Consider the following 17,970-nt stretch of genomic DNA (forward strand, 5'->3'; position numbering starts at 1 on the left):
CCACGACGACAAGGAGTCCGGTGCGAGGGTATCGGACCAGGCGCGATACGGTCTGCCCAGCCCGGGGACCGACAGCGGCCCAGGCCATGAGACCCACCTCACCATCCCTCCGTTTGTCACCCGTCAGTGGAGGAATCGATACTGAGACTCGTTCTCAGAGATGGCTTGGCTCGGCCAGCAGGAACCGCCGACCGGCCCGCCATGGTGTGAAGGAGGTGACGCGTGCCGAGCCGGGAGCAGGAATTACGGCTGACTCCTCAGCGTGCCGCCGTGCTGGCGGTGCTGCGGGCGGCGCACGACCATCCGACCGCGGCGGAGGTGTACGAGCGGGTACGAGCGGTCGCGCCGGGCATCGGGAGCGCGACCGTCTACCGCTCGCTCGGGTTGCTGGTCGCCACCGGGCACGCCCTGGAACTGAACCTGGGCGCCGGGGCCGCCGCCCGCTATGACGCCAACACCGACCGCCATGACCACGCGGTCTGTGACCGGTGCGGACGCGCGGTCGACATCGACCACCCCATCCCCAGCGGGATGGTGGCGGAGATCGCTCGGGACTCGGGCTTCTCCATCACCGGCTACGACCTGCAGTTCCGTGGCCTGTGTCCGGAGTGCGCGGCGCCAGCGGGCGCCGTGACCGGCCCGAGTGCGGACAACGGAGCCTGAGGCCCACGCGGGACCGAGGGCGCCGACGGATCCACCTCAGCTCGAAACGACATCGAAGGAGCACGTATGCCGAAGCTCGAGGGCACTAAGACGCACGCGAACCTCAAGGAGGCGTTCGCTGGCGAGAGCCAGGCCAACCGCCGCTACCTGTACTTCGCGCGCAAGGCCGACATCGAGGGCCTGACCGACGCGGCCTCGCTGTTCCGCGACACCGCGGAGGGTGAGACCGGCCACGCCTTCGGCCACATGGACTTCCTGGCCGAGGTCGGCGACCCGGCGACCAACGAGCCGGTCGGCGACACCTCCAAGAACCTGGCCTCGGCCGTCGCCGGTGAGACCTACGAGTTCACCGCGATGTACCCGGGCTTCGCCAAGGACGCGCGCGAGGAGGGCTTCGAGGAGATCGCCGACTGGTTCGCCACGCTGGCCCGGGCCGAGAAGACCCACGCCGGCCGCTTCAAGAAGGCCCTCGACGCCGTGCTGGCCGAGGAGAACGCCTGACCTTCGGCCCGCACCGGCCGGAGCGCCGCACGCCGCGGGCAGTGCGAGGCTCCGCGTCCGGGGTTTCCTGACGGCGCATTGGCGCAGTGCCAACGCGACCACCCCACCGACCCGGGGCCGGGCCAGCCATCGCTGTGTGGCCTTGCCCCGGATCGGCGGGGGAGGGCGCCCCAGGCGCCCGACACGGGGCGAGCGCGTCCAGCGCCTCGCCCCGACACCGTCGCCGCCGCCCGGGCCCCGGTCCCGCGCATTTCACGACCGGTGCCCGCCCGAGCCGGGCCGGCACGCTCAGGTTCGCGTACGCGTGCGGGCGGCTCAACCGTGGCGCGTTTCCCTGAGCCAGGACCGGACCGCGGGCCGCGGGCCACCGTGCCGCTCGCACCCAGGGGGTTACCGATGATGCTGACCGTCGACGACATCAACACCGACCACCAGGCCTACGCGGCCACCCGCGCTGAGATGCGCAAACGCATGATTCCGGTGCGCGCCGAGCGGCGAGTCCGCGTCGGCGACATCGTCGCGTTCGAGTTCGAGAACCTGGACACGCTGCGCTACCAGGTGCAGGAGATGGTCTACACCGAGCGGCTGACCGAGCGGTCGGACGTCGCGCACGAGGTCGAGGTGTACGGGCGCCTGATGCCGTCCAGCCATGCGCTGACGGCGACGATGTTCGTGGAGCTCAGGGCCACCGAGTCGGTCCGCGAGGAACTGGCGCACCTCGACGGCCTGCAGCGCGCGATCTCCCTGGAGATCGACGGCGAGAGCGCGCCCGCCGAGGAGATCCGCGGCACCGAAGAGGACCTGGACATGCCGAGCGAGACCGTCTCGGTGCACATGTTCCGATTCCCGCTGACCGACGAGCAGCGCGACAAGTTCCGCGACCCCGAGGTCGCCGTCGAGCTCGTCGTCGACCATGAGGCCTACAACGACTCGACCCCCATCGAGGGCGCGACCCGCAGGAGCCTCATCGCCGACCTCACCCTGCGCTCCTAATTTTTGGTTTGCTCCGCGCGGGCTGTGTTGCTGGTTCGCTCCGTCTGGGCTGCACGGGTCTGGGACTGGTTCAGGCACGACAGACGCGGAACATGATCGGGCTCGGGCGGGAAGGTTGTTGCTGGTTCGCTCCGTCCGGGCGCGGCGCTCCGGCCCCTTACTCGCTTCGCTCCCAAGGGACCTCCGCGCCGCGTCCTCCTGCGCTCACGTGCGCTGCGGCGACCTCCGCTGCGGCCCGACCACGTCGCTTCGCTCGTGGCCGGGCCTCCGCGAAGGCACGCCTCCGCGCCAGCGCAGTTGCGTTTCGCTTGAACGTCACCAATCCAAGGCCGACCCCGGAACCGTGGTCAGACCTTCGCGGGAGCCACGTCGCTTCGCTCGTGGAACGTCTGGACTGGTGCTGGTCGCGTTCCGTGCCGATCAGGTGCGAAGGCCGCCCACGAGCGAAGCGACGTGGCCCCACCAAGACAGCAGCTTCGGCCTCGCGACGTGCAGCGGGACGCAACCGGGCTGGGCGCGGAGGCGCGCCTCGCGGAGGCTCTCCTACGAGCGAAGCGACGTAGGGGGGCCGCAGCGAGGTCGCCGGAGCGCCCGTGAGCGGAGGAGGACGGCGCGCGGAGGTCCCGTGGGAGCGAAGCGAGTACGGGGCCGGAGCGCGCCGCCCGCACGGAGCGAACCAGAAACAACCTTCACCCCGACCCCGGAACCTGTTCTGCGGCGGCCCGAAGCTGCCGCCGAAGTTCGTGAGCCGCAGCACATCCTGGGCAAGGCTTCGCGATGCTGGCTGACTCGGCCGGCTCGGGGCCGGTCGGCGCGTTCGGCACCGGAAGCGCGCTGCGGGCGGGGCGCGGTAGGGCCTGGGTTTTGGGAGATTTTTGCCGCAGTGCTGGCGGTGCGCTGCGGGGGTGTCGGCGCTGGCCGGTGCGCGTCCTACCTAGCTCAGAAGGGCCATCGGACAGTCTTCTACTAGTCGTAGGAGGTGGGTCGGCGGGCCCTCGACGGGCCGTAGTCCTACCGAACGTCGAACCTTCGGTGGCGCTTGCGCCAGCGCGTGCCAGAATGACCGACGTGGCCACGGCACCCGTCCTCGAGAAGGCTCCGCCACCACATCCCATGGCCAACCGTCCGTCGATGGTCTCGGTTGGCACCGTGGTGTGGCTGTCGTCGGAGCTGATGTTCTTCGCGGCGCTTTTCGCGATGTACTACACGATCCGTTCGGTCAACAGCGGCAACTGGCCGCCTACGACCGGTGACCCGGCTGGTTCCGAGATCGGCCCGGTGCACCTGCACGTCGCCTACGCGCTGGTCTTCACGATCATCCTGGTGCTGTCCAGCGTGACCTGCCAGCTTGGCGTGTTCGCCGCGGAGCGGGGCGACGTGTTCGGGCTGCGCCGCTGGTACACGATCTCGTTCGTCATGGGCCTGGTCTTCGTCCTCGGCCAGGCGAACGAGTTCTTCCGGGAGAACGAGTTCGGGCTGAACTCGCACGCCTACGGCTCGGTCTACTACCTGACCAGCGGCTTCCACGGTCTGCACGTGATCGGTGGTCTGATCGCCTTCATCATGGTCCTGGCCAGGTCGACCTTCGGGCGCTTCACGCCGGAGAAGGCGACCTCGGCGATCGTCGTGTCGTACTACTGGCACTTCGTCGACGTCGTCTGGATCGGCCTGTTCGCGACCATCTACCTCCTCCAGTGAGCGACATGACTGCATCCACCGGCAACGAGAACGACATGGCCGCGCCCACCGGTCCCGCCGACGAGGCGGCCGCGGTGACCGCGTCGACCGACGTGACCGAGGCGGCGGAGGTGAGCGACGTGGCCGGGGCGGTGGAGATGGCCGAGGCGAGCGACGTGACCGAGGTGGCGGAGCCGGAGGCCGGGCCGACGGAGCCGGAGGCCCAGGCGGAGGACGCCGAGAAGCCGGAGGCAGCCGCGTCGGCGCCCCCCACGGGTGTACGCGGGCGGCTGGTCACCAGGACCTCCCGCCGGTCCCGCGGCCCGGCCAGCGCGCGCCGCCGGCGCCGCTCGTCCACGCTCGTCCTCTCGCTCGCCCTCATGGCCACGGGCGTGCTGTGGTCGGTGCTGGCGCCCAGCGGCAGCGCGGCGGACTCGACCGACAACGCGGCGGTCAAGGCGGGCCGCGCTCTCTACGTGCAGGGCTGCTCGACCTGCCATGGGCTCAACGCGGCCGGCACCGTCTCCGGCCCGAGCCTGATCGGCGTCGGCTCCGCCGCGGTCGACTTCCAGGTGTCCACCGGGCGCATGCCGCTCGCGCACCCGGGCGCCCAGGCAGAGCGCAAGGACCCGAGCTACTCGGAGACGCAGATCGACCAGCTCGCGGCCTACATCCAGACGCTCGGCGGCGGCACCACCACGCCGGAGATCAGCAAGGATGACCTCGCCGACGCGGACCTGACGTACGGCGGCGAGCTCTACCGGGCGAACTGCGCACAGTGCCACCAGTCCGCGGGCGCGGGCGCTCCGCTGACCTACGGCAAGTACGCGCCGGCGCTGACCAACGCGACGCCGGAGCAGATCGTCGAGGCCATGCGCGTCGGTCCCGAGTCGATGCCGGTGTTCGGTTCCGGCCAGATCGACGACGAGGGCGCCAAGGCGATCGCGGCCTACATCATCATGAACCGCGACACCCCCAGCCCCGGTGGCCACAAGCTGGGCAGCTACGGCCCCGTCCCAGAGGGCCTGCTCGGCTGGCTGATCGGCATCGGCGGCCTGCTCGGCGTGTGCCTGTGGATCGGAGCGAGGCAGAAGGTATGAGCGAGCAGGACGACACCTCCACCGGAGGTGGGAGCGTCTTCGACCGGGTGAAGCGCCCGGCCGGGGGCGGGCCGGCCGGCGGGAGCGGTGGCGCCGGGGCCCCGGAGGGCCCCGAGGTGCTGGGCACCCCGCCGGCTCCGACCGACTCCACCCAGCTGGAGGAGCACACCTCCTGGCGGCACGCGGGCGTCGCGCACCGGCCGCCGCGGGCCGAGGACGTCGACCGGCGCGCCGAGCGGCGTGCCGAGCGGCTGATCGCGCTCTGGTTCACCGTCTCGGTGATCGGCACGCTCGGCTTCATCGTCGCGAACTTCGCGGGCGACAAGCACAAGGCGTACTACACCCCGTGCCTGGGCCTCGGGATCGCGCTCGCCGTCGGCGGCCTCGGCGTCGGGATGATCCTGTGGGCCAAGCGGCTGATGCCGCACGAGCAGGCCGTGCAGGAGCGGCACTCCTTCAAGAGCACCGACGTGGAGACGGCGGTCCTCGAGGAGGAGGTGGCGCTCGGCTTCGACGCCATGGGCCTGGGCCGGTTCAAGCTGGTACGCCGCAGCCTGCTTGGTGCTGGCGCCGTGCTCGGCGGCCTCGCGGTGGTGCCGCTGCTGAACCTCACGAACGCCAAGCCGGGCAAGAAGCTCGACCACACCCACTGGGTGAAGGGCGCCCGGATGGTCACCGGCGAGGGACGGTTCGTCAAGCTCGGCGACATCTCCATCGGCGGCATCGAGACCGTCTTCCCGGCGGTGCCCGTCAAGGACGCGGGCGGCACCACCAGGTTCGAGCCCCAGCTGGACCTGCACACCAAGGCCGACAGCGCCACGATCCTGGTCCGCCTCGAGCCGGGCATCAACAAGCCCCGGCCCGGGCGGGAGAACTGGGACCTGGCGGGCCTGGTCGCCTACTCGAAGATCTGCTCGCACGCCGGCTGCCCGGTCAGCCTCTACGAGCAGCAGACCCATCACCTGCTCTGCCCGTGCCACCAGTCGGTGTTCGACGTGCCGGACGGCTGCCGCGCCATCTTCGGCCCGGCCAGCCGGTCGCTGCCGCAGCTCGCGCTCGGCGTCGACGGCGATGGCTACCTCATCGCCCGGGACGGCGACTACACCGAGCCGATCGGGCCCGCGTTCTGGGAGCGCTCATGACGACGACGCACGGGCCGGCCGGTTCGCCCGCGGCCGCCCCGAAGCTCGAGAAGCGGCCGAGCCCGGTTCGCAAGCTCAACCGGGCGGCGGACGAGCGGTTCCACACCCAGCGGGCGCTGCGGGAGAACCTGAACAAGGTCTTCCCCGACCACTGGTCGTTCATGATCGGTGAGATCGCGCTCTACAGCTTTATCATCCTGATATTGACCGGGATCTACCTGACGCTGTTCTTCGACCCGAGCAACACCGAGGTCATCTACAACGGCTCGTACGTCCCGCTCAAGGGCGTGGAGATGAGCCGGGCGTACGCGTCGACGCTGGACATCAGCTTCGACATCCGGGCCGGGCTGGTGTTCCGCCAGATCCACCACTGGGCGGCGCTGCTGTTCGTCGCGTCGATCATGGTCCACCTGTTCCGGGTGTTCTTCACCGGCGCGTACCGCAAGCCGCGCGAGATCAACTGGCTGATCGGTGTCGGCCTGCTGGTCATGGGCATCTTCGAGGGCTTCGCCGGCTACTCGCTGCCGGACGACCTGCTCTCCGGCACCGGCCTGCGGATCGCCTCGTCGATCGCCCAGTCGATCCCGGTGGCCGGCACCTGGGCATCGTTCCTGCTGTTCGACGGCGAATGGCCCGGCATGAACTTCCTGCCTCGGCTCTACGTCGCGCACATCCTGCTGATCCCCGGCCTCCTGCTCGCGCTCGTCGGCGCGCACCTGGGCATCCTCTGGTACCAGAAACACACCGACTTCCCCGGCCCGGGCAAGACCGAGGACAACGTCATCGGCCACCGGGTGTTCCCGGTGTTCGCGGTGAAGTCCGGCGGGTTCTTCATGATGGTCTTCGCGATGCTGGCGCTGCTGGGTGGCCTCGCGCAGATCAACCCGATCTGGGTGTTCGGCCCGTACGACCCGTCGAAGGTCAGCTCGGCGTCTCAGCCGGACTTCTACATCGGCTTCCTGGACGGCTCGACCCGTCTCATGCCGCCCTGGGAGTTCCGCGGGCTCGGGCACACGGTGGCCGCGGTGTTCTGGCCGACGGTGATCCTTCCCGGCATCCTGTTCACGCTGCTGGCGCTGTGGCCGTGGCTCGAGGCGAAGTTCACCGGGGACCGCGAGTCGCACAACTTGCTGCAACGGCCGCGGGAGGCGCCGACCCGTACCGCGATCGGCGCCATGTCGATCAGCTTCTACCTGGTGCTGCTGATCTCGGGTGGTAACGACGTCATCGCGAAGACGTTCAGCATCTCGCTGAACGCGATGACCTGGGCCGGCCGAGTCGGGCTGATCATCGTCCCACCGATCGCGTACAAAGCCACCAAGGTGATCTGTATCGCGCTCAACAAGCGGGACCACGACATCGCCCACCACGGCATCGAGACCGGCATCATCCGGCAGCTGCCGACCGGCGAGTTCGTCGAGGACCACCGGCCCAAGCCGGACCCGGTGCCCGACTACCCGCTGGTGCCGACGCACCGCTTCGAGCTGCCGGCTCCGGGCCACGGCAACGGCGATGGGCACGCGAAGGGCGGCATCACCACCCGCGCCCGCAAGGCCGTCACCGGCTTCTTCACCGAGGAGAAGACCGAAAGCGGCGAGGAACCGGTAGGCGGCCCCCGCCACTGAGTCGGGCGCCGCCTGGTCGGGCGCGGAGCGCCCTCCCGGCCTTGGTTCCGGGCACAGCCGTATGGCGGCGGCTCGGCCTGTCTGGGGTCGGGGACGTGATTGGGTTGGCGCCAGCGCTGATGCGCGGTCGCTTGCTGTGGCTGGATTGAGTGATTTGCCCGCTGGAGCGGTGCGGCACGCATCGTCGCTGAGGGAGGCACGTCCTCGAGGGCGTGTCTCCCTCAGCTCTTTCCCGGCGCAGGCGTGCGGGCGGAGCGGTGGGGTTCGCCTGGGCGGTGGGTGAGGTCCCGGTGGTCGGTCCGTGGCAGCGGGGGGAGCTCGGCCGCGGCCCTGGCGGCGCCGGCGGCGGGCCAGGCCCAGGTGCCAGTGAGCTGGACGAGCCGGGCGCCCGGGGTGGCGAGCCAGCGTTCGATCCGCTCCATCTCCTCGGCGCTCGCCGCCGGCGTCGGCCCGGGGCCCGGGCGGACGGTCTCGGCGGTGGCGACGACCGCATCCACCCAGGGACGCGGGTCGACGCCCCGCGCGACGGTCGCGGACGCGGCGAGCCGGCCGTACCGGATGACGGCCAGGTCCCAGCCACGGTCGGCGGTGGGCACGGCGCCCACCAGTTCGGGGACGACACCCAACGCGGTCAGCCGCTGCTGACGGGCGGAGGCCCGGACAAACGCGACCATCCGATCCCTGGCCAGCGCTGCCTCCTCGAACCGGGTCTGCGCGGCCAGCACGGAGATCCGCGCCCGCGCGGCGGCGACGACGACCGTCGGGTCGCCCGCCATCGCCTCCCTGGCATCGGCCACGACCGCGGCGTACTCCTCCAGGGACTGCCGCCTGTCGCAGGGCGCGCCGCACTTGCCGAGGTCCGCGAGCGCGCAGGCCGGGTTCGACTGCCGCGGTGAGAGCCGCCCTCCGCAGCGGCGCAGTGCCACCGCCTCCTGCAGGCCGTCAGCCGCCAGCTCGGCCCCGCCGACGCGGCCGAAGGGGCCGAGGTAGGTTCCGCCGTCGGCGCGCACCTGGCGCACTCTGGACAGCCGGGGAAACGGCTCGTCGGTGAGGCGCAGGAACACCGTGCGCTCCGGGAACCGGGAGCGGCGGTTGTAGGGCGGTTTGTGCTGGGCGATCAGACGCAGCTCGCGCACCTCCGCCTCGAGCGTGTGCGCGCACTCGATCGCGTCCACCCGCTCCGCGGCGGCGACCATCTCGGCCATCCGGGTGCGCGTCTCGCTCGCGGTGAAGTAGGTGCGTACGCGGGCGCGTATCGAGGCCGACTTGCCGACGTAGAGCACCCGGCCGGAACCATCACGGAACAGGTACACCCCGGGGCCGGTGGGCAGGTCGTCGGCGAGCGTGCGCTTGCGCCGCTGGGCGGGGGAGACCCTGTTGCTGTACTCGTGGACGTCCTCCAGCGTCCTCACTCCGAGGTTGCCGAGCCGCTCGAACAGGCCGTGCAGGACGTCCACCGTGGCGCGGGCGTCGGCGAGCGCGCGGTGACGCGGCTCGTGGCGAGCGTGGAACAGCCGGGCGAGCGAGGACAGCTTGTTGTCGGGGCTCTCGTCGCGCGTGACGACCCGGCGGGCCAGCCTGACGGTATCCAGGTGCTCCCAGGCGGGGACGGGGTAGCCGACGCGTTCGCAGGCCGCCTTGAGGAAGCTCAGGTCGAAGCCGGCGTTGTGCGCGACGAGCACCGAGCCGCGGATGAACTCCAGGAACGCGGGCAGCACCTCGGCCAGCGCGGGCGCCGTCGCGACCATCGAGTCAGTGATCCCGGTCAGCACGGTGATCAGCGGCGGCACAGCGTTCGACGTACGCACCAGTGTGGCGAACTCGGCGATCACCTCACCGCCGCGGACCTTCACCGCGCCGAACTCGGTGATCTCGGAGTCGGCCGGCCCGGTGCCGGTCGTCTCCAGATCGAACACGACGAAGGTGACGTCCCGCAGCGGCCGGCCCAGCTCGTCGAAGCTGCCCTGCCGCCCGCCGGCTGGGGCCGGCGCCGAAGGCTCAGGTGACACACCGCGAACCTAGTGACGAGGTCCGACACTCCACGAACCGGTGACCAGGTAGCGGGTGATGTGACATCCGGCCGCCGCCAGCCTGCCGCCTGGCTCCCCTGTGATCATGTTCGGTGGCCTGACGATGTCTGGCTGGCTGATCGGGCCCGTCGCGGTCCAACTGGCCGACGGCACCCGCCTCGTGCCCATCGGGCCGATGCGTTCCCGGTTGCCCGAGTCCCTCGTGCTCGAGCCGACGACGACGCGCACCTGGCCGGCCCGGTGGAATCGAGCGGCCTTCTTCGCTCTCGTCGGCACCGCCGTGTGCGGCACGTTCGCAACGATGATTGCCATCGCCGGCAGGCTATTCCGTCGGAGCGATCGCGGCCGGCGCGCTGGCTCCGGGGTCGCTGGGGGCGCCTTTCTCGTCAACGCCTGGGCCGGTCACGGTGATGCGCCGCCCTGGCCATGGGAAGTCGGCCCGCGCCGCCCGGCTGGGCGCGGCTGCGGCTACGCGAAGGGGCGGGTGAAGGCGGCGGGGCCGGCGGTGATGACACGGAACTCGTTGCCCTCGGGATCGGCGAGAAGGTAGCCGGCCTCGCCGACGGCCTCCAGGCGGCGGACTCGCCGGGCGCCCAGGGTGGCGAGCCAGCTGGCGACGCGCTCGGCGTCGACCGCGTAGAGGTCGAGCTGGAGACGGTTGCGCGCCGGCCCGAGCTTGCGGACCTGGCGCAGCAGCAGCTTCGGCCCCGCACTCGCCGGGTGGCGCAGTTCCGCGGTGTCACCGTCGCGGAGGGTTACCTCGTATCCCAGCGCTCTGGACCAGAAGCGGATCATTCGGTCGACATCCACGCAGTCGACCCCGACTCGCGCTACCCTCAGCCCGTGCGTCTCAAACCTGGCCACTCGCGCATGATGCCGCATTGCGGGTGCCTTGGTTCATCGGTGGCCGGCGTGTTGTGAAACGGTCATCGATCCGAGCCGGCCGAAGGGCCCGGCGGCGGGCCGCGTCCCGCTAGATCCCTTGGGGCACCTGGATCGGTAGGGTCCTGGCCATGCCGACTATCTTCACCCGGATCATCAACGGGGAGCTGCCGGGTCGGTTCGTCTACGAGGACGAGCACACGGTCGCCTTCCTGACCGTCGCCCCGATCCGGCCGGGCCACACGCTCGTCGTGCCGCGCCTCGAGGTCGACCACTGGATCGACCTGCCGGACGCCGAGCAGCGCGAGCTGTGGAGCGCGGCGGCGAAGGTCGGCAGAGCGATCCAGGACGCGTTCCAGCCGCGCCGGGTCGCGGCGATCATCGCGGGGCTGGAGGTGCCGCACGTGCACGTGCACCTCATCCCGATCGACAGCGAGAAGCAGCTGGACTTCGGCCTCGCGGATTCCAGCCCGACGCCCGAGGCGCTGGACGAGGCCGCCGAACGGATCAGGGCCGCGCTCGCCTGACCCGCGGCGCGAACTCCACGGGGCTGCCGGGAGCGTGGCGACGAGGAGGACGGTCAGCCGGCCCTGCGGGAGCGGCGGCGGGGGCCGGCGGCATCGGGGCGGCGCGCCAGGGGTCCCTGCCGGATCGGCGAAGCCGCATCCGGGAGGTTCGGGGAGCGCCGACGCGGGCCGACCGCGAACGGCTCGGGAAGTGGAATCATCTGCTGCGCCGTCGGGACCTCCGCCGCGGCGCCGCCGTCAGCCGGCACGACGTCCAACGGCGTCACCAGCCGGAGCCTCGGCAACAGGCCCGCGTCGGCGAGCAGCGCGAGCGCTCGGCGCTCGTCCTCATCCCACTCCACGACCGGTGGTGGTGCCAGCAGCACCGACAGCACACAGTCCTCACACGCGTCCCCACGCGCCACGCACGAATCACAGTCGATCAGCATCGCGCTCACCTCTGTCGCTCACACTGTGTCATCGCTGACGGTAGACGCGTGGTCCGACAGTTTTTCGCGACGTGGGTGTCGCCTCAGCGCTCCAGCCGGGCGAGGAGGGCGGCGGAGGGAACGGCGCGGGCACCGGCGGCCGCGCAGGTCTCGGCGACCTCACGGTCAGAGGTCACGACCACCACCGGGCGGCCGGAGGGCTCGGCACGGACCAGCCGGACGATCTCCTCGTCGGCGAGCTCGCCCAGCCGGCTGAACAGCACTCGCACGCCGCGTGGTGCCGTCACCCCGACCGGGCGGCTGACGACCGCCGTCGCGTCGAAGACCACGGTGACCTCGGCGTCCGACGCCCGGCCGGCGAGCGGGCCGAGACCGGACAGCAGCCGCACCCGTTGGGCCTGCAGCGGCAGCGCGCCGTAGCCGCGCTTGGTGACGTTGTACCCGTCGATGATCAGGTGGATGCCGGGGATCGCGAGAACCTCGTCGATGACCGTCGGGTCGTCGTCGGGGCGCCCGCGGGCGCCGACCGCGGAGAACGGGTCGCGCGCCTGCCCGTCCTCCGTGGCGCACAGGTCCGCCGGGCGCTGCACCGTGCTGGGCAGAGCAAGCTCGCGGCGCACGCCGTTGGCCGCGCCCATCAGCGTGTCCAGCAGCACCCGCAGGCGGGCGTCGTCGAGGCTGCGCGCGTCGCGCCCCTCTCGCCGGGCGGCGGCGAGCGCCGTCTCCAGCTCGCCGACCCGGGCCCGCAGCCGGCGGGTCTCGCCCTCCGCGGCCCTGACGAGGGCGCGCGCCGCGTCCCGGTCCGCGGCCGCGGCCGCGATCTCCTCCTGCGCCGCTTGCTCGGCGCGGCGGACCCGCTCGGCCGAGCCGCGCATCCGCCGGCGCAGGTCGTCCACCTCCAGACGGGCCGTGGCCAGCTGGTCGCGCAGCTGCGCCCGCTCCGCGCGGCCGCCCTCCTGGACCGCGGCGAGCGCCTCGGTGAGCCGGTCGACCTCCCGGGCGGCCTCCTCGGCCTTGGCCGACACCGCGGCCTGCACGGACGAGGTGGCGGCGACGGCGAGCAGATCCTCCCAGCCAGCCGGGCGCAGCACGAAGGCGACCGCGGCCACCTCGGCCGGCGGCGCCGCGGCCGGCGGGCCGTCGGTCGCCATCACGGCGTCCGCGAGCCCCGGATGGGCCCGCCGGACCCACTCCGCCACCCGGCCCCGGAAGACCGCGTCGTGCTCGACCGCGGCCGCGAGCGGGACCGCGCCCTGCTTGGGCCGGCGCGCGGGCGTGAACCTGCGCACGGCGACGAGGCTCGCGGGCACCTCGGCGTCCTCGAGGCCGGCGAGTGTCTCGGCGGCGAAGGCGACGACCTGGGTGCGTACCTCCACCGGCAGCGGCTCGCTCACCCGGCGTCCGGGGGAGGCAGGTCGACGGGCACGGTACGGACTCCCTGTCGCAGGAACGAGTGGCAGCACTCCAGCGTAGTCCGGCGTCGGAGCCATCACCATCCGCCATGAACCATCACCATCCGCCACGAGCCCGCGAACGCGGCGGGGATGGGACAACGCGTGCCCGGTGCTTCCGCCGGAGCGGGGGACCCGCTGGCCCGGGAGTGCTCCAACCGTCGGGTATCCACGCCGGTAGGTCACCGCGATGTCAATCCCAACGACGGGGAGACAACATTGGCCGAAGGATGTCCCGCGCCGGTTGACACAACCATCGAGAAAGTGTTCGACAAGGGCATTTCCCTTGTGGATGACTGACTTCTGTAATGTCGCGCTATCCATCCCCATGCTCCGTTTTTGGCAGCGGGGTGTACGCCGAGAGGAACACCGTGAGCGACCAGAACCCCCCGACCCCGCCAGATGGTGGGGGTGGAAACGCGCAGAACGGCGGTGGGTGGCCGCCGAGCACCCCAGTGCCGGACTGGCAGGCGGCACCGACTACCAGGGCGGATGGCTCGGCCTGGCCATCGGGCGCCGGCCAGACCCCGCAGGGCGTCACCCCTGGAGCGACGCCGCCGGGCACCCCGACCTCACCCGGCCAGTGGCCCGCACCCCCCGGCTACCAGCAGCCCGACTACCAGCAGCCCGGCTATCAGCAGCCTGGCTATCAGCAGGCCGGCTACCCGCCGCCCGGCACTCCGCCGCCCGGTGGCTACCCGCCGCCCGGCACGCCGGCACCAGGTGGCTACCCGCAGTCGACGCCCTATCCGCAGGGCGACGCCTACCCGCCCGCCGGTGGCTACCCTCCCTCGCAGCCCGGCTACCAGCAGCCTGACTACGCCCAGCAGGGCGGCTACCAGCAGCCTGACTATGCCCAGCAGCCTGACTATGCCCAGCAGGGCGGCTACCAGCAGACGGGGTACCAGCAGGGCGGCTACGCCCAGCCCGGGACTCCTACCGGCTGGACCGGTCAGCCCGGCCAACCCGGTCAGCCCGGCCGGCCAGGCCGCTCCAACCGCAACGTGGTCATCCTCGTCTCCGCGCTCGTGGCGGTCCTGGCGATTGTCCTCGGCGTCGTCATCGCGCTCGCGGTGAGTGGCGACGACGGTGACAACACGCCGATCACCGCACCGCCGGTGACCACGCTGGGGACAGGTACCCCGTCTCCGGCGCCGACGCAGGCATCCAGCGGGCCGGTCACCGCGCCGTCGACGCGCCCGGGGCCGGCCGGCTGCACGCCGATCAGCCCTCCGGGAGGCGCGCCCGCGGCGGGCGTCGCCGACATCGGCCAGACGGCGACCGTCATGGGCGAAGGCACCAGCGACCTCACCACCTACACCGCGCGGATCACGCTGAACAGCATGTGCCGCACCACGGCCCCGGTGACGACATACGGCGACCCGCCGGAGAACGGCGTCTTCATCGTCGCCAACTTCACGGTGCAGATGGTCACCGGCAAAGCCAACGTCTACCCGCTGAGCTTCTTCGGCCAGACCACGGACGGCACCCGGTACGACGCCAGCTACGAGGAGGTCGGGTCGCGGCTGGACGCCGATGACCTCGCGGCCGGCCAGCAGGTGCGAGGCAACATCGTCTTTGACGTTCCGGACGACAACCACCTCGTGTACTGGGAGCCGCTGTTCGCCACGTCCCGGGCGAACTTCCGCTACTGATCGGCACCCCACTCGGGACCTGGCCCAAGACCCGGCCCGGTCCCGACAGACAACCTCATCGGCCGGCGGCGGTGGCTGGCGCCCTCCGGCGCCGGCCGCGGCCATGGCACGTCCCGGTCGGGTCCTCGGGCCGTGGCCCGGCCGTCAGGCCGCGCGGTCGCCCGACGCCGCGATGACCTCGCCGAGCCGCACGCTCCGCCGCGCGTGCCCTTCCGGTAGGGAGGGGCCAGCGGTGGAAGGGCCGGTAGAGGACCATGGGCGCATGCGGGTGCTCGTGGTGACCAACGACTTTCCGCCGCGTGCCGGCGGCATCCAGGCATACGTGCACAACTTCGCGAGCAGACTGCCCGCCGGCGACGTCGTCGTCTATGCGCCCGCGTGGAAGGGCGCGGCCGAGTTCGACGCGGCCCAGAGCTTCCCCGTCATCCGGCACCCGACGTCGCTGATGCTGCCCACCCGGTCCGTGCTGCGCCGCGCCCGCGGGATCGCCCGCGCCGAGCGGTGCGACGCGGTCTGGTTCGGCGCGGCGGCGCCGCTCGGCCTGCTCGGCGCGCCGCTGCGCGCCACGACCGGGATCGAGCGCGTCGTCGCGAGCACCCACGGCCACGAGGTCGGCTGGGCCGCGTTGCCCGGCGCTCGCCAGACGCTGCGCCGCGTCGGCGCGACCACCGACGTCATCACCTACCTCGGCGACTACACCCGACGCCGGATCGGCCCGGCCTTCGGGCCTCGCCCGCGCCTGGAGCGGCTGCCCAGCGGCGTCGACGCGGAGCTGTTCCGTCCCGGCGCCGGCCGCGACGAGATCCGCGCCCGGCACGGGCTCACCGGCCGGCGGGTGGTCGTCTGCGTGAGCCGTCTGGTCCCGCGCAAGGGGCAGGACATGCTGATCCGCGCCCTGCCGAGCTGGCGGCGCCGCTACCCGGACACCGCGCTGCTGCTCGTCGGCGGCGGCCCCTACCGCGCCGACCTGGCCCGGCTCGCCAGGGAGCACGACGTCGAGGACCACGTCGTCTTCACCGAGTCGGTGCCCTGGGAGGAACTGCCGGCGCACTACGCGGCCGGGGACATCTTCGCGATGCCGTGCCGCTCCCGGCTCGGCGGCCTGGAAGTCGAGGGCCTGGGGATCGTCTACCTCGAGGCGTCCGCCGCCGGGCTCCCGGTCGTGGCCGGGGACAGCGGCGGCGCGCCCGACGCCGTGATCGACGGCCGGACCGGTCTCGTGGTCGACGGCCGCCGGCTGGCAGACGTGGCCTCGGCCGTCGCCGAGCTGCTGGACGACCCGGACCGCGGCCGATCCATGGGCGCCGCCGGCCGCGCCTGGGTCGAGCTCACCTGGCGCTGGGATCTCCTCACCAAGAACCTCGCCGAGTTCCTCAGCGGCTGACGCGCGGCCCGGTCGCTGCGGCTGACGCGCGGCCCGGTCGCTGCGCGCCCGTCCGCTGCGTCAGCCTGTCGGGCGCCTGGGGCGCCCTCCTGGGCTGGTTCCGGGCTGAGGCATTTGGCGGTGGCCGGGGCTGAGTTCGGGTCGGTGACGTGGTGGCGTTGGCGCAGCGCCGATGCGGCTGACGCGCGGCCCGGTCGCTGCGCGCCCGTCCGCTGCGTCAGCCTGTCGGGCGCCTGGGGCGCCCTCTTGGGCTGGTTCCGGGCTGAGGCATTTGGCGGTGGCCGGGGCTGAGTTCGGGTCGGTGACGTGGTGGCGTTGGCGCAGCGCCGATGCGCTGTCACCTTCTGTGGCTCGGTTGCGTACATTGCTCGCCAGAACGACATCCGCGTACGCGGATGTGGGCGCGGGACGGGCTAGGACGGCGTTGACATCTTGGTGTCCGACGCCCGCCCCGATACCCCAGGTGCGCGCCGTCGGTTTAGGCGCGGCCCAGTGTGACTGTGCGGGCCAGGTCGGCCGCCCCGACGAAACCCGCGTCGGGTCCCAGGTCGGCGAGGACGATCTCGGCCTCGGGGCGGTGGCCGCGGCCGGGGAGGGCGGCGCGGAACTGGGCCCTGGCCGGGCCGAGCAGGAGCTCACCGGCGTCGGAGACGCCTCCGCCGATGACGAACCTCGCCGGGTCGAGCACGGCGGTGAGGCTGGCCAGGCCCTGGCCGAGCCAGTAGCCGACCTCCTCGAAGCACTTGATGGCCGCCGGGTCGCCCTCGCGGGCCGCGGTCGTGACGTCCGGGCCGGTCAACTGCCCCAGGTCGCCGCCGGCGAGCTCGAGCAGCCGCCGCCCGGCCGCCGACGAGCCACCGATGATCTCCCGGGCGTGGCGGACCAGCGCCCGGCCGCTCGCGTACTGCTCCCAGCAGCCCTGGCTGCCGCAGCCACACGGGAGCCCGGCCGGTACCACCTGCATGTGGCCGAACTCGGCGCCGACGCCGAACGCGCCGTGGCGCACCTTCCCCTCCACTACCAGCCCGCTGCCGATCCCGGTGCCCACCGTGACGCAGACCAGTTCGGCGCAGTCGCGCCCCGCGCCGAAGCGGTACTCCGCCCACGCCATCGTGTTCGCGTCGTTGTCGACGATCACCGGGCGGCCGAGCCGGTCGGAGATGATGTCCCGCAGCGGCTCGTCGCGCCAGGCGAGGTTCGGCGCGAACATCACCCGCGCCCCGTCGCGGTCGAGCCAGCCGGCGGCGCCGATGCCGATCGGCGCCTCCAGGCCGACGGCGTGGCGGGCGAGCAGCTCGCCGACGACCTCGGCGATCGTGTCCGCCACCAGCGCCGGCTCGTGCCCCGGGGTCGGGCGGCGCACCGAGCCGACGATCCGGCCGTGCTCGTCGACGACGCCCGCGGCCACCTTCGTCCCGCCGACGTCGACGCCGATCGCCAGACCCCGCGCGCCGCCGGCCGGCGCGAGCGGCGGGGGCGGCGCGCCCGGCTCGGTGCCGGGCATGCCGGACGTGCGCGAGGCCGGGGGCGCAAAGGGCGCGCCGGACGAGATGGATGTGCCGGATGTGCCGGTCGTGTGCGTGCTACTCACCGATGTCGATCCTCTGTACCCGGCCGCGGGCCGGCCGGGTCTGCTGCGTCGCGGTCTGTCGTGGAGAAGCCTGCCAGCCCGGCGGGTCGTCGTGCTGGTCACCCGTGCCCTGGCCGGGGCCGCCTGCGGGCGGCCAGGCGGCGCGGGCCGCGGCGGCGAGCGAGCTCGCCGCCGCGAGCAGGTGCCCGAGGACCTCCGCGTGGCTGCCGGCGACGCTGGCGAGCAGCCTGCACAACGGGCAGCCGGTGCACAGCGTCTCGCCCGGTCCCACCGCCCAGGGCGGGCCGTGGCGTGGCCCCGGGCCGGGCGTGGGGCCGTCGC

The 17,970-nt window shown here is 72.5% G+C and carries 16 protein-coding genes and 1 pseudogene; 10 read left to right on the top strand and 7 right to left on the bottom strand.

Annotated elements, in window-relative coordinates:
- Window positions 1-222 precede the first annotated feature (222 nt).
- The 7 genes from BCD48_RS15075 to qcrB all read left to right on the top strand — a co-directional run bounded on the left by BCD48_RS15075 (window position 223) and on the right by qcrB (window position 7,701).
- Window positions 223-663, top strand: a complete 441-nt coding sequence (locus BCD48_RS15075) for a Fur family transcriptional regulator (RefSeq protein WP_071048994.1) — start codon at window positions 223-225, stop codon at window positions 661-663.
- Window positions 664-729: 66 nt separating this feature from the next.
- Window positions 730-1,164 (top strand): rubrerythrin family protein, encoded by a 435-nt coding sequence (locus BCD48_RS15080; protein WP_071048995.1) that lies wholly within the window; start codon window positions 730-732, stop codon window positions 1,162-1,164.
- Window positions 1,165-1,560: 396 nt separating this feature from the next.
- The gene (locus tag BCD48_RS15085) at window positions 1,561-2,157 is read left to right on the top strand and encodes a DUF3501 family protein (RefSeq protein ID WP_071048996.1); all 597 of its coding nucleotides are present in this window, start codon (window positions 1,561-1,563) and stop codon (window positions 2,155-2,157) included.
- Window positions 2,158-3,216: 1,059 nt separating this feature from the next.
- Window positions 3,217-3,855 carry an aa3-type cytochrome oxidase subunit III gene (ctaE, locus tag BCD48_RS15090; protein ID WP_071048997.1) on the top strand — a complete coding sequence of 213 codons (639 nt, stop codon included), beginning with the start codon at window positions 3,217-3,219 and terminating at the stop codon, window positions 3,853-3,855.
- A complete protein-coding gene (gene qcrC / locus BCD48_RS15095; protein ID WP_083418666.1) occupies window positions 3,852-4,934 on the top strand; it encodes a cytochrome bc1 complex diheme cytochrome c subunit in 1,083 nt (360 codons plus the stop codon). The genes ctaE and qcrC overlap by 4 nt, the downstream gene beginning before the upstream one ends.
- Window positions 4,931-6,076 (top strand): cytochrome bc1 complex Rieske iron-sulfur subunit, encoded by a 1,146-nt coding sequence (qcrA, locus tag BCD48_RS15100; protein WP_071048998.1) that lies wholly within the window; start codon window positions 4,931-4,933, stop codon window positions 6,074-6,076. The genes qcrC and qcrA overlap by 4 nt, the downstream gene beginning before the upstream one ends.
- Window positions 6,073-7,701 carry a cytochrome bc1 complex cytochrome b subunit gene (qcrB, locus tag BCD48_RS15105; RefSeq protein ID WP_071048999.1) on the top strand — a complete coding sequence of 543 codons (1,629 nt, stop codon included), beginning with the start codon at window positions 6,073-6,075 and terminating at the stop codon, window positions 7,699-7,701. Before qcrA ends, qcrB begins: the two co-directional genes overlap by 4 nt.
- 221 nt (window positions 7,702-7,922) lie before the next feature.
- Here qcrB and BCD48_RS15110 read toward each other — a convergent pair whose 3' ends face one another.
- The 3 genes from BCD48_RS15110 to BCD48_RS15120 all read right to left on the bottom strand — a co-directional run bounded on the left by BCD48_RS15110 (window position 7,923) and on the right by BCD48_RS15120 (window position 10,613).
- Window positions 7,923-9,710: a DEDD exonuclease domain-containing protein gene (locus tag BCD48_RS15110; protein ID WP_083418667.1), complete on the bottom strand. Its 1,788-nt coding sequence runs from the start codon at window positions 9,708-9,710 to the stop codon at window positions 7,923-7,925.
- Between the two features lie 9 nt (window positions 9,711-9,719).
- Window positions 9,720-10,043 carry a hypothetical protein gene (locus BCD48_RS15115; protein ID WP_071049000.1) on the bottom strand — a complete coding sequence of 108 codons (324 nt, stop codon included), beginning with the start codon at window positions 10,041-10,043 and terminating at the stop codon, window positions 9,720-9,722.
- 156 nt (window positions 10,044-10,199) lie between these two features.
- Entirely contained in the window at window positions 10,200-10,613 is a 414-nt protein-coding gene (locus BCD48_RS15120) for a VOC family protein (protein ID WP_071049001.1), read from the bottom strand.
- 131 nt (window positions 10,614-10,744) lie between these two features.
- Between BCD48_RS15120 and BCD48_RS15125 the strand changes: the two genes are divergently transcribed.
- Window positions 10,745-11,140, top strand: coding sequence for an HIT family protein (locus BCD48_RS15125; protein ID WP_071049002.1), 396 nt, complete (start codon window positions 10,745-10,747; stop codon window positions 11,138-11,140).
- Window positions 11,141-11,193: 53 nt separating this feature from the next.
- Here BCD48_RS15125 and BCD48_RS15130 read toward each other — a convergent pair whose 3' ends face one another.
- Complete coding sequence (locus tag BCD48_RS15130) at window positions 11,194-11,568, bottom strand: hypothetical protein (RefSeq protein WP_071049003.1); 375 nt, start codon at window positions 11,566-11,568, stop codon at window positions 11,194-11,196.
- Window positions 11,569-11,651: 83 nt separating this feature from the next.
- The gene (locus tag BCD48_RS15135) at window positions 11,652-12,962 is read right to left on the bottom strand and encodes an NYN domain-containing protein (RefSeq protein ID WP_071049004.1); all 1,311 of its coding nucleotides are present in this window, start codon (window positions 12,960-12,962) and stop codon (window positions 11,652-11,654) included.
- A 428-nt stretch (window positions 12,963-13,390) separates the two neighbouring features.
- On the opposite strand from BCD48_RS15135, the gene BCD48_RS15140 reads away from it, so the two are divergent.
- A complete protein-coding gene (locus BCD48_RS15140; RefSeq protein WP_071049005.1) occupies window positions 13,391-14,674 on the top strand; it encodes a DUF4352 domain-containing protein in 1,284 nt (427 codons plus the stop codon).
- 262 nt (window positions 14,675-14,936) lie between these two features.
- On the top strand, window positions 14,937-16,058 hold the full coding sequence (locus BCD48_RS15145) for a glycosyltransferase family 4 protein (protein ID WP_071049006.1): 1,122 nt from the start codon (window positions 14,937-14,939) through the stop codon (window positions 16,056-16,058).
- Window positions 16,059-16,536: 478 nt separating this feature from the next.
- On the opposite strand, the gene BCD48_RS15150 is transcribed toward BCD48_RS15145, so the two are convergent.
- Together BCD48_RS15150 and BCD48_RS15155 are read right to left on the bottom strand one after the other, a co-directional pair.
- Entirely contained in the window at window positions 16,537-17,649 is a 1,113-nt protein-coding gene (locus tag BCD48_RS15150) for an ROK family glucokinase (RefSeq protein ID WP_241841741.1), read from the bottom strand.
- Window positions 17,642-17,970 (bottom strand): annotated as a pseudogene (locus tag BCD48_RS15155) (hypothetical protein); the annotation flags it as partial. The pseudogene BCD48_RS15155 and the gene BCD48_RS15150, both read right to left, overlap by 8 nt.

This window comes from Pseudofrankia coriaricola (genome assembly GCF_001854805.1).
Taxonomy (GTDB): Bacteria; Actinomycetota; Actinomycetes; order Frankiales; family Frankiaceae; genus Pseudofrankia.

Bases quoted from the DNA above. Each gene is read 5' to 3' on its own strand.
- BCD48_RS15080 (WP_071048995.1), top strand. From the start codon at position 730: ATGCCGAAGCTCGAGGGCACTAAGACGCACGCGAACCTCAAGGAGGCG.
- BCD48_RS15085 (WP_071048996.1), top strand. From the start codon at position 1,561: ATGATGCTGACCGTCGACGACATCAACACCGACCACCAGGCCTACGCG.
- ctaE (WP_071048997.1), top strand. From the start codon at position 3,217: ATGACCGACGTGGCCACGGCACCCGTCCTCGAGAAGGCTCCGCCACCA.
- qcrA (WP_071048998.1), top strand. From the start codon at position 4,931: ATGAGCGAGCAGGACGACACCTCCACCGGAGGTGGGAGCGTCTTCGAC.
- qcrB (WP_071048999.1), top strand. From the start codon at position 6,073: ATGACGACGACGCACGGGCCGGCCGGTTCGCCCGCGGCCGCCCCGAAG.
- BCD48_RS15115 (WP_071049000.1), bottom strand. From the start codon at position 10,043: ATGGCAATCATCGTTGCGAACGTGCCGCACACGGCGGTGCCGACGAGA.
- BCD48_RS15120 (WP_071049001.1), bottom strand. From the start codon at position 10,613: ATGCGGCATCATGCGCGAGTGGCCAGGTTTGAGACGCACGGGCTGAGG.
- BCD48_RS15125 (WP_071049002.1), top strand. From the start codon at position 10,745: ATGCCGACTATCTTCACCCGGATCATCAACGGGGAGCTGCCGGGTCGG.
- BCD48_RS15130 (WP_071049003.1), bottom strand. From the start codon at position 11,568: ATGCTGATCGACTGTGATTCGTGCGTGGCGCGTGGGGACGCGTGTGAG.
- BCD48_RS15145 (WP_071049006.1), top strand. From the start codon at position 14,937: ATGCGGGTGCTCGTGGTGACCAACGACTTTCCGCCGCGTGCCGGCGGC.